Origin of the sequence: Luteolibacter pohnpeiensis (assembly GCF_016595435.1) — a bacterium.
Classification (GTDB): domain Bacteria; phylum Verrucomicrobiota; class Verrucomicrobiia; order Verrucomicrobiales; family Akkermansiaceae; genus Luteolibacter; species Luteolibacter pohnpeiensis.
Map to the genome: position 1 here is coordinate 207499 of NZ_JAENIJ010000001.1, position 11677 is coordinate 219175.

General features: G+C 49.5%; 9 protein-coding genes. 1 reads left to right on the forward strand and 8 read right to left on the reverse strand.

From position 1 onward, the window contains the following. Positions 1-34: 34 nt before the first annotated feature. The 5 genes from JIN85_RS00920 to metE all read right to left on the reverse strand — a co-directional run bounded on the left by JIN85_RS00920 (position 35) and on the right by metE (position 7864). The gene (locus JIN85_RS00920) at positions 35-2482 is read right to left on the reverse strand and encodes a TonB-dependent hemoglobin/transferrin/lactoferrin family receptor (protein ID WP_200266655.1); all 2448 of its coding nucleotides are present in this window, start codon (positions 2480-2482) and stop codon (positions 35-37) included. A gap of 18 nt (positions 2483-2500) precedes the next feature. Further along, positions 2501-3592 carry a hypothetical protein gene (locus JIN85_RS00925; protein WP_200266657.1) on the reverse strand — a complete coding sequence of 364 codons (1092 nt, stop codon included), beginning with the start codon at positions 3590-3592 and terminating at the stop codon, positions 2501-2503. A gap of 74 nt (positions 3593-3666) precedes the next feature. Beyond that, positions 3667-4458: a PEP-CTERM sorting domain-containing protein gene (locus JIN85_RS00930; protein ID WP_200266659.1), complete on the reverse strand. Its 792-nt coding sequence runs from the start codon at positions 4456-4458 to the stop codon at positions 3667-3669. Positions 4459-4600: 142 nt separating this feature from the next. Next, positions 4601-5488, reverse strand: a complete 888-nt coding sequence (gene metF, locus JIN85_RS00935) for a methylenetetrahydrofolate reductase [NAD(P)H] (protein ID WP_200266661.1) — start codon at positions 5486-5488, stop codon at positions 4601-4603. 15 nt (positions 5489-5503) lie between these two features. Beyond that, the gene (metE, locus tag JIN85_RS00940; protein ID WP_200266663.1) at positions 5504-7864 is read right to left on the reverse strand and encodes a 5-methyltetrahydropteroyltriglutamate--homocysteine S-methyltransferase; all 2361 of its coding nucleotides are present in this window, start codon (positions 7862-7864) and stop codon (positions 5504-5506) included. A gap of 92 nt (positions 7865-7956) precedes the next feature. On the opposite strand from metE, the gene JIN85_RS00945 reads away from it, so the two are divergent. Next, entirely contained in the window at positions 7957-8871 is a 915-nt protein-coding gene (locus JIN85_RS00945) for a LysR family transcriptional regulator (protein ID WP_200266665.1), read from the forward strand. Positions 8872-8901: 30 nt separating this feature from the next. Here the strand turns inward: JIN85_RS00945 and JIN85_RS00950 are convergent, their stop codons facing one another. Genes JIN85_RS00950 through JIN85_RS00960 form a run of 3 tightly spaced genes read right to left on the reverse strand, consistent with a single transcriptional unit; the run spans position 8902 to position 11627 of the window. Then, a complete protein-coding gene (locus tag JIN85_RS00950) occupies positions 8902-10455 on the reverse strand; it encodes a glucose-6-phosphate isomerase (RefSeq protein WP_200266667.1) in 1554 nt (517 codons plus the stop codon). A gap of 25 nt (positions 10456-10480) precedes the next feature. After that, the gene (locus tag JIN85_RS00955) at positions 10481-11005 is read right to left on the reverse strand and encodes an adenine phosphoribosyltransferase (RefSeq protein ID WP_200266669.1); all 525 of its coding nucleotides are present in this window, start codon (positions 11003-11005) and stop codon (positions 10481-10483) included. A 31-nt stretch (positions 11006-11036) separates the two neighbouring features. Continuing rightward, positions 11037-11627: a P-loop NTPase family protein gene (locus JIN85_RS00960; RefSeq protein WP_200266671.1), complete on the reverse strand. Its 591-nt coding sequence runs from the start codon at positions 11625-11627 to the stop codon at positions 11037-11039. Positions 11628-11677 lie beyond the last annotated feature (50 nt).

Below are 11677 nucleotides of genomic sequence, written 5' to 3' on the forward strand. Positions count from 1 at the left end.
AAAACAGGAAATATCTCGTTCCGTCAGCGCTATTTCAAAATTGATAGGTTGCAGAAATGAAAAAGTTCCTGCCGGGTGCCGTGGTTCGATCATCTACGGACGACGCTTGCCCACCGAAACTATCGAGGCCGAGGTGGCCACCGCTACGCCGGACAGTTCCCCAGTTCCAGTATTTTTCGTCGAAAATATTATTGATTCCAATATTCAAGGTGAGATCCGGAACGGGCTTCCACCAACTGACTAAATCCAAAGTGAACCAGGCGGGTGGATGAAACATTTCACCATTCATCGTGGTATCATCTGTCCGTGTCATGGCTCCTGTGTAAGTCCCGATCAGTCGGCTGCCAAATTTGCCTTCTGGATCCGCGTAGCCTAGATATCCAATGATTTTCCAGGGTTCGACGGTATTGATAGGTTCATCGGTTGTTAGATTATTGCCGATGGTGTAAGCTGCATTTAATCCAAGCGTAACGCCTTTTAAGGCAGGCTTCCAAGAATCAGCATTCCATTCGCCAGATGCTTCTATCCCGTAGATTTCAGCTGATCCACGGTTTACAGCTGTGGTGATCACGCTGCCGTCCTCAAGGACATCTACCACGACATTATTTTCGATGAAGTCTTGATAACGTGTATAAAAAAGTTCGGCTCCAAATCGGCCAATCCGGCTTTCACCTTTATACCCAAGCTTGAAGGCATGGCTGACTTCTTCCTGCAAGTCAGGGTTTGGGATGGTGATTTGCTGGTAGCTGCTGGACGGGTGATCGAACACCATGGTCAATTCCTCAGCAGAAGGATTGCGGACTCCCATTCCGTATCCTGCGTATAGGCGAGTATTTTCAGTGGTATGATAGGCGATGTCTAGCCGGGGTGACAGCGTGATGTTTTGATAGCCATCGCTTGCTTCCGGTATGGTTCCGCTGCCGACTGCGTCTTGCAATCGCTGCATGAAATCTTCAGTTAGATCTGTGTTGATATCGTAGAAATCAAACCGCAATCCTCCTGTTAAATCCCATTTTGGGCTGACCTGGGCCTCGTCTTGCAAGAATAATCCGAGACGCGTGGTTGTCGCAGGCGCAAATGAAATCCGATTCGTTTCTGTTACGACCGTTTCTTCTTCGAATGTTCCTGCGGGACCCGTTAGATCGGGTACGACTGTGCCATTGGTTTCGATACGATCGAAGCGATTCGATGATTCTTCTTGTGATAAATCGATGCCGCCTGTGAATAAATGATGGGTATGACCCAAGTCGATGGACTTTCTCGCAACTGTATTTAAACCGTAAATTTCGGTTATAAAATCAATCCATTGCTCACGGTTTCTTCCATCAACCATGAGATCTGGGTTGGTCGTGGCGATCCATTCTCGCCATTGCTCAGAGATATCGGTCCGCTCCGTTGCCAGGGTTCTTGGATTGGTGCTGATGTTATGACTCGATGATTCTACTTTTTGCCAATAAAGCTGTGTTTCGACTCCGTCGATCCAACTCGCTACCGGGCGATAAGTCCACTTGACGCTGGCGCGATTCCTCTCTTCTTCCTGCCAGTTTTCAATGCTTTGCTTGTAGATATTGAACATCTCTATCGACGGATGCAATGCGCTTTGCATGTCAGCATAGACATCCCGATGATAATGCTCGAAAGTGAACTGAATGACGTGATCACCTGCATCGTAACCAACTTTGCCTAACCAGGAGTCGCTGTTTAGCGACATTGGATCTGGAGAAATGCTTCCATTGTTGGAAGTCTCATTGGTATCACGACCCGCATAGAGGAGGAGATAATCGACGGGGCCGCTTTTTCCTGCACCGCCGAGTTGCCATGCCAGACCGTCGTTACTGGAGAAATATTGAGTTCGTGCGAGGCCCCCCCAATTTTTGTCCCGATATATGTCCGAAGGTTCCAGGGTTTTCATCGAAACCACACCACCCATGGCATCACTACCGTAGAGGGCACTAGCCCCTCCTTTGAGAATCTCGACCAACTGGAACATGGAAGGGTCGAAATAATCGCGCCCCATGCCCCCGGCACCTGTTTCGGAACCACCATCGAATGAAGTGGAAACGTATTCGGGTGGTTGACGAATGCCATCGACTTCGATGCCAACTCGATTTCCTTCAATGCCCCGAATATTGAAACTTGAGGCACCACTTGATCCATACGCGACGGCACCATCACCAGTGGTCATGTCAAAAGGAACAACGACTGTTGGATCATATTTAACGATGCCACCAAGGTCCTGGACTCCCGTTTCTTCCATCGTTTTCCTGTTCACCCGCGTTACGGTGCCTTTGGTATCGAGCCATTTTTCTGGATTGAGCGATGCCACCACAATCATATCCTCCAAGGTTTGAAGAGTGGGGGAGTCCGGCTCTTGGGATTGCTCACTTTCCTGGGGCGTTTCTTGACCAAATCCTCCGGGAATTGAAGTTAGCAGGAATATGGTTCCATACAGAAAATAACGCGGATACGATGGGGAAATCATGACGAAATGGGGGGGATATTAATAGGCGATTTCGAGTCGCATGAATCGACTTTTATGGTTAGAAAGCGCTGCCTCATCGGTGACTGTCACCTCGTCACGATCATCTAACTCACTGATTTGAATCATGGATGATCCAGCTCCATTCCAAATCCAATCCTCTGTTCCTGTTTTACTTGCAAGGGTTGTCCATGTTGCCAAATCGCTCGATGTGCTAACAGTGTAGACCAAGGCTGATGACGGTTCTGCCGGCATCTTGAAGGACAAGCTCATGTGCTGTTCCGCATCTATCGAAATCACTTCGGGCTTAGGGCTGGCTCCTGGACCGTCTTCTCCTTCATTCGAATTGGGGTCTGTGCCCAATGCGAACTCGAGTAAATTTGACAACCCATCATGATCAGGGTCTGCATCACTCGCGGCACTCCCTGAGTCATCAATTGATCCGAAATGGGTTTGTTTCCAATCTTCGAACTCGTCAGACGAATGATCGCTAATATCTGTAAATTTCGAGGCGACATCGACGCGAATTCCTCTAACAGAAGTATGATTTGCAAGCGGGAGAGTGATGGTGATGGATGTGATTTCCTCGCTGATAGCGGAAAGATCCCATTGCCATGTAGCTCCTCGGTAGACAAATGAGTCAAGACCGTCCGTGTCCGGGATTCCAGTTCCGTTATCGACCTCTTCCGAATCATGAAGAATCATCGGCAGCGGCGATAGTTCTTGATTTCCGCCATTGTAACTCAATTTCGGGCCACCATTAATTGGAAATTCGGACTCAGGATCCCACACGGCATCAATCTGAAAAACAGCTTGTTGGATGTCAAAGTTGGTCGCCTGTTGGCTGACCGAAACCGAATACGGACCGGACCAGCTGTATAGCCCGGAACTTGCTGAGTAACCCGGACTGTTTACGGTGAGAGAGCCGCTCACATTCCATGGATCATCCGCATAATAATTCGGATTCACTGAGGTCAGCGTCGTCCATGAGCTGGAGCTCGTGGTGCCATCCAAATCGTAAATGGCGATGAGTGAATCTGACTCTTCTGCCCTGATCGGAGCGATGATGAGTAAAACACCAAGAAGGGTCACGATGATGTGCCGAAGAGTCATCCGAATTGATCGATTTTAACCTGTAAATATGGAACCATGACTGTGGATCTCTGCTGGTGTCAGCTGAGTAATCCTTATCTTCTGCGTCGAATAAGTCCGGCCAATCCAATCGCGCTCAAAAGAGAAATAGCCGGTTCAGGCACTGCGGCGGGTAGAATCGATGCGTCTACAGTCGTATCATCTTGCTGGATGCTTATTCCATAAATTTGAGCGTGTTGGACCGCGCTCCATGTAATGTCGAAACGATCAATATCACCGACAATACCACTCAAATCGAACCACAGTGCGTAAGTGTTGGTATATAGAACCTCGTCCCCGTCTGGAGTGGAAAATGTCCCTGCATCAAATTGGTCATACAAAGATGAACCTGAAGCAACTATCGTATATATCGTGCTATCACCAGATAAAGTGTATGATAGTAGAGGAAGCTCATGATTGTAAAAATCATAGCCATAAGCTTCGCCGATCTGAATTTGGAAAAGAATGGTTTGCAGACCGACTATGGGATCACTCGTGCTTAATGACAGGGTTCCGCCAAAGAGATTGGAGCTGCTGGAAAAGCCACCGAAATAGATGGATGAACTGGCAACGAATGCACCCCCCTCTGCTCCATTGCTGATTTTTGTCAATTGAGTGGAGGGGTCGTTTTGGTTGTTCTGGGAATTGATGGGCGACCAGATGGAGTTGCCTGGAAACCCACCGGTCGTGGTGATCGTGCTGCTACTCAGGTCATTCCAGGATGCATAGCTGCTATCGCTGCTCAGGCCTGAAATGGGCTCCAGAGTAACACCATTCAGAGTGGTGCTGGCCATAGAGGCTGCTCCCAAGCAAAGAGAAAGGGCCAACTGCCGATAGATTTGTTTCATTTCGGGAGCAGCATGCCCTTCTAACGGCGATGCCGCTCCCGTTGGATTGCGCGAAATTAGCGCTGGTTTGCTGGTGTGGACGATGAATTGCGATTCAAGCACCCAATTGCTTTTTATCTAAAGCTTTCTCTGTGTAACGCCCTCAACGGCTGCATGTTGCCATACCGAGATTTGACAGAATGCGTTGCACGGCGGTCGATTGATTGAGCGTGTAGAAGTGAATGCCTGCAACTTGGTGGTCAAGCAGATCGGCGCATTGCTGTGTCGCGTGATGGATACCAATGTTCATTGCGACTGCATCGTTTCCGTTAGAGCGCTGCATGGCTTTCATCAATTTAGCCGGGATACGCGATCGAGCCGCGAATTCGGATATTCTGGCTAAGGCGGAATTGCGAGTGATCGGCATGATGCCGGCTAAAATGGGAATCCTGATTGAAGCGATTTCACAACGTTCCCGGAAATCCAGAAAGTCCCTGTTATCGAAGAAAAGTTGTGTGCAAATGAAGTCGGCACCAGCTTCGGCTTTAGCCTTCAAATGATCAAGTTCCACCATCCGGTTTCTTGCGTCCGGATGCCCTTCAGGATATGCCGCTACTCCAATTCCTAGATCACAGCGGTGTTTTTCCGAGAACTTCTGAATGAAATTCACGAGGTCTGAAGCGTAACGAAAATCTCCGTCCTTGATGCAATTCATTCTCGGTGAATCGCCACGCAACACCAAAAGATTGCGTATCCCTGCTTTGACGTATTGCTCCAGGATTCGGGTGACCTCATCCTTGGTGTGCCCGATTCCTGTTAGGTGGGGTATGGTTGGGAATGGTTTTTGCTGTTTCAGCTTGAGGACCAGCTCATGCGTCGCATCGCGTGTCGATCCGCCAGCACCGTACGTAACGCTGATGAATGATGGCGAATAATTTTCCAATTCAGAAATCGACTGGAGCAATGATTTTTCGACAGCTTTGGTACGCGGTGGGAAAAATTCGAATGAGAACTTTGTGTCCGGGCCTGCTAAAATATCACGAATATGCATTGCTTCTGATCTACACTATGCCCGCTCACAAAGTTCCGGTTTCGTTGCCTTTTCCCTGAGATTGCGTGCAGCATCGACCATATTGATTAGCGAAGGCTCAACTTCTTCCCAACTTCTGGTTTTTAAACCACAATCCGGATTCACCCAAAGATTTCGCCTTTGTAGGACGGCCTCGGCTTTCTCCATCAGTTTCTCCATTTCCTCGGTGGTAGGGACTCTCGGTGAATGAATGTCATAGACGCCAGGGCCAATCTCATTGGGGTAATCGAAATCGACGAAGGCATCCAGTAGCTCCATGTTGGAGCGTGATGTTTCAATGGTGATGACATCTGCGTCCATCGCCGCGATGGCCTCGATGATATCATTGAACTCGGAGTAACACATGTGAGTGTGAATTTGCGTGTCATCTCTCACACCACTTGAGCAGAGACGGAATGCGTCCACAGCCCATGCTAGATAGGTCGGCCAATCCTCTTCCCTCAGCGGCAATCCTTCTCGAAATGCTGGCTCATCGATCTGGATCGCTGCGATGCCGATTTTTTCCAGATCGATCACTTCATCACGAATGGCTAGCGCAATCTGTCGGGCCGTAACATCACGCGGCTGATCATTTCTAGCGAACGACCACTGAAGGATGGTTACAGGTCCTGTGAGCATGCCTTTCATCGGGCGCTGGGTTAATGTTTGAGCGAATTTCGACCAATAGATTGTCATGGGATTCGGTCGACTTACGTCACCATAGATGATGGGAGGTTTCACGCAGCGACTTCCGTAGCTTTGAACCCAGCCGTTTTCGGTGAATAAGAAACCTTCCAATTGTTCTCCAAAATATTCGACCATATCATTGCGTTCAAATTCCCCGTGAACTGGCATATCGATGCCAATCCGATTTTGAAACTGAACGCAGTGCTCGGTTTCTTTTTTGAGGAATGCGTCATACTCCGCGTTACTCATGATGCCTTTTTTCCACTTTGCGCGGGCGGATCGTATGTCCTTCGTCTGAGGAAATGATCCGATCGTGGTGGTCGGGTAGAGCGGGAGTTTCAACTTCTCATGTTGCAAACTTTGACGATTGGCGAACGGTGATGTGCGTATGCTGTCGCCAGGAGTAATCGCCTTAAGACGAGCCTGAACACCGAGGTCACGAATTTTTGTGCTAGTATTGCGTCTCTCTCTGCTTTCTTGATTCGCCTGTAAAACGTTGAGATCGGATTCGCCAGTTAGAAGGTTTCTTAAAGTATCGACCTCGATCATTTTTTCGTCCGCGAACGCGAGCCAATCTTTGATCTCTCCATCCAGATCCGGTTCATTTCGCAACGTGACCGGGGAGTGGAGCAACGAACAAGAAGGTGCGATCCATAGGCGATCTTCCCCTACAGCAGACGTCGCTTGCTTCAGGATGCCGAGTGAATCCTCAAAATCGTTTTTCCAGATGTTGCGACCATCAACAATGCCTAGCGATAGAATCTTGTTAGACGGGAATTTGGCAAGCAATTCACTCAATTCATTCCGACCTCTAACCGCATCGAAGTGCAGGCCTGCAACAGGGGAGTCCAGCGCGGCTTTTAGATTTTGACGTAATCCGCCAAAGTAAGTGGCCACGAGAATTTTAGGCGAATTGGATACCTGAGACAATCGTTCATAAGTGCGCTGATAGTGCGTCCGTTCTTTATCTGTTAGATCCAGAGCGAGGATGGGCTCGTCCAGTTGAATCCAACTCGCGCCTTCATTACCCAGTCTGGAAAGGATTTCTTCATAGACGGGTATCAAACGATCAAGCAGCTCCATTCGATCAAAGTTGCTGCTGGTTCCTCCAGTAACTTTTCCCAGTTTTAGGTAGCTCAAGGGGCCAATGAGTGTTGGCTTGGCGTCGAATCCTAGTGCTTTGACTTCATGATATTCATTGAATATTTTCGTGTCAGATAGCTTGAATTCAGTGGTGGATTTGAATTCCGGGACGATGTAATGGTAGTTGGTATCGAACCATTTCGTCATTTCACTGGCATAGGTCGCGATGTGGCAGTTTTTGCATTCATTGGCGTGATCGCTAGTGGTGCTAAGATGATGGGTGCCACGTGCGATCCGAAATCGAGTATCCAGATCTGCGGCTTTTCCATCCCATGCAAAGCGTTCAGGAACGTTGCCAAACAGGCAGGTGGCATCCAGAATTTGGTCATAGAATGAAAAGTCGTTACAAGGCACCAAATCGATTCCAGCAGCGATTTGCTTTTTCCAGTTTTGTTCGCGCAGATTTCTGCCGACGGCCTCCAATCCAGCTCTCGATAGTTTCCCTTTCCAATACAGTTCTGTTGCTTTTTTGAGTTCTCGTTGCTCGCCGATCCGTGGGTAGCCTAAAAGGTGGGTTCGTGTTTTCATGCTTGGATCGACCATAGGCGAGAACCCGACCATTCTGTTAACTCATTGTTTTTATCATCGTCATTCGAAAATTGGATGATCAGATTTGCTTCATGATCGAACTCCGCCATTTGAAAGCTCTGGTTGCAGTGGCTGAAACTGGAAATTTGTCCAAAGCTGGCAAGCGACTCAATCTGTCCCAGCCTGCGCTTTCTCATCAAATGAAGGCGCTCGAAGAGCACGTTGGTGCTGAATTGTTCCAGCGAAAAAGCAATCCGCTAAAGCTCAGCCCAGCAGGAGACCGGCTTCTAACAACAGCCTATGAAGTGGAAAAGCTGATCGTGCAAAGCGAGCGTGATCTAGCAAGAATTGCTGAAGGCAAGGCCGGGCAGTTAAGAATCGCGGTAGAATGCCATTCATGCTTCGACTGGTTGATGCCGAGCATGGACGCGTTTCGTGAAGGCTGGCCGGAGGTGGAGATGGACCTGGTTTCAGGTTTCCATCCGGATCCAGTAGGACTTCTGCATGAGGATGTTGCTGACTTGGTCATTGTTTCCCATGTCAAACCTCGACCTCAGGTCGTTCACCACCCCTTGTTTCGATATGAGGTGCTGGCTCTATTGGCGAAAAATCATCCGTACACCTCCAAAACTCATCTAACAGCTAGAGATTTCGCCAGAGAAACGTTGGTTACATATCCAATTCCTGATGATCGGATCGACGTAATCCGTGATGTGCTTGCACCGGCGAAAATTGAACCTCTGCGCCGCAAGACGGAACTTACGGTCGCGATCCTGCAATTGGTCGCCAGCCATCGCGCCATAGCGGCGATGCCGGGATGGGCGGTTCAGCCTTATTTGGAACGAAATTACGTGGCGTCCCGTCCGATCCGGAAAAATGGCTTATTTGCCAACCTCTACGCGGCCACAACCGATGTGGCCGCGAAGTCGGTTTATATGTTAGAGTTTCTGGATACGATGCGCCGGATCAGCTTTTCGACCTTGAAAGGGATCGAGTTGCCGAAGTGATGGCGTATCGCGAGATCCTGTGGTGCCCAGTTAGAGCTGGAATGTATCGTCTTCCGGTTTATCACCGAGTGCCATCTGGACTTCGCCATTGTTGGCCAGGTGGACCAAACAGTGATAAGCATCTTCGGGATCGGAATCTGTCTCGTAAGCCATTTCAGCGGCCGTTTTCGCATCGGCTGTTAGATGGCCACGAACTTGATTCAGCAAGTTGAGGAAGACGCCGGCGGCCTTTTTCCCTGCCTCGACCCCGGGCTGATGGTAGGCATTGATATGCACCAGCGATGCATAGAAAGAAACTGCTCTCTCGAAGAGGGCGATCAATGATCCCAGTTGGAATGGAGTTACTTCCGGGATGGATATGGTGATTGATTTGCGGCCGGATTCATAGAGCGCCTTGCGTGTGCCGCGTAGAAAGCCCTGCAGGAAATCCGCACTTGTATTGCCAGGTTCCACTTCGATCGATGGTCCCGATCGTCCTTGGCGGACTTCGATGAATGTCGCGAAAAAATTGTTCAATCCATCGCGCAGTTGCTGGATATAGGCGTGTTGATCGGTAGATCCTTTGTTGCCGTAAACTGCAATACCTTGATGAACTGTATTGCCATCAAGATCCTTTTCCTTGCCGAGTGACTCCATCACGAGTTGTTGGAGATATTTGGAGAAAAGAACCAGCGAGTCCTTATAGGGCAGGACGACCATGTCCTTCTCTCCCTTTCCGTTGCCGACGCAATACCAGGCGATGGCGAGTTGCATGGAGGCGTTGGTGGAGACATCAGCACGACGTGTCTCTGCATCCATGGCTGCAGCGCCGGAGAGAAGCTCATCAATCTGGATTCCTTGAAGCGCGGCAGGTACTAGGCCCACCGTAGACAATACCGAGGTCCGGCCTCCCACCCAGTCTTCCATTGGAAACCGGGCTATGAAACCATGGGCATCCGCAAATTGATCGAGCTTTGAGCCTGTTCCGGTGATGGCGACTGTGTGCTTTCCGAAATCGAGTCCAGCGGCATCGTATGCGGCCTTTGTCTCCATCATGCCATTGCGCGTTTCCGGTGTGCCACCGGACTTCGAGATGACGAGAACGAGTGTCGTGGCGAGGCCAAGGCTGGCGAGCTTTCCTAGCGTATGGTCGATGCCGGCAGGGTCCGTGTTGTCTAAAAAGAAGAGCGGAAGCTTTGCATTTTGTCCCAACGCCTCGGAAACCAATTGAGGCCCCAATGCGGAGCCACCAATACCAATGAGGAGAACTCGTTCGAAAGTTCCGCCGCCTGGAGGAACTACCACGCCGGTGTGAACCTGCTCTGCAAAGGCTTTCAGTGATTCAAGTGGCTCGGTGATTTCACGCTGTATTTCTGGGGTCGGAGCAATCGATGGATTGCGCAGCCAGTAATGCCCGACCATTCGTTGTTCATCCGGATTTGCAATCGCGCCCGATTCAAGGGCAGCCATGTCTGCGAAGGCTTTATCGATTTTTGGCGATAGCATATCATAATCGGAATCGCTCAGATCCATCAAAGATAGATCGATCGAGAATCCGAATTCAGGGTAGCGGACGATGCGTTGATTGTAGGTTTTCCAGGACATGGTTAGAAAGGTTTGGAGTTAGATCTCAATAGGAGAGAATCGAGTGAATCGGATGTTGGGAAAGATTATCTCTTCCGTGAAGAAAGGTGAGCTCAATCAGGAATGAAATGCCGACGAGATCCGCATCGAGTTTTTCCAGCAGACTTACTGCCGCCGCGGCTGTGCCACCAGTCGCTAGGAGGTCATCGACTAGAAGGACGGTTTCACCAGGCTTGATGGCATCTTCGTGGAGCTCGATGACCGCTTCTCCATACTCCAGAGAGTACGCCGCTTGATGAGTTTTCCAAGGGAGTTTACCCTTTTTCCGAACTGGGATAAACCCAGCTCCCAAGCGGTCTGCGACCGCTGCGGCAAAAATGAAACCACGAGCATCGATCCCGACGACCTTGTCGATCTTGCGGTCTCCAGCGGTTTCACAAAGCAGATCAATGGCCTGGCGGAACAGCTTTCCATCGCTAAGGATTGGCGTGATGTCCTTGAAGATGATGCCAGGTTTTGGGAAATCGGCAACGTCCCGGATGGCTGCTTGGAGTTCTGCGGTCTTGGACATGGGCGAAGGTTCTGAATTTAAGTGGCAACAATCAAGGCGCAAGCGACTTCGTGAGTTTAGACTCATCAAGCGATTGGAGCCAAGCTTCCGCTTGATTCGGGTGGATGAAACGGATGAATCGAATATGCGAATATCTTTCATCCACGATAGCTGACTGGTATTTTAACTGGTTTTTGGAATGGGTTTTGATCGACCACAAGATGATCGAATCCCGACTGAGAAAACTTTTGCGGAAGGTTTCCCGATTTCCCGAGCCAGGCCAGATTTCTTGCTTACTCCAGGAACGCAGCATCGCTCGTTTCACTGCACGGGTGATTGTCCTCAAGAACGTGTAGTCGAGCCAAATCACCGTTTCGACCTGTTCCCACTTCATCGATACGGTCCGGGTGTAATTGCCATCCAAAATCCATCGCGAGCCACTGAGCTGATTTTTCAGTTTGTCAAAAAATTCATTGTCGGTGGAAGGAGACCAATTCGAGTGCCAATAAAGTCGATCCATTTCGATCAGCGGGGCCGCGAGACGCTCTGCAAGACGTCGGGCGAATACGGATTTCCCGCTACCACTCGTCCCAATCACGTTGATTCGATCCAAGCCGGATGGTGTGATGAAAGGGTCCCGCACGATGCCATTTTAAATGGCAAATTTTCAAAAATGACAAGTGCGCTGATTTG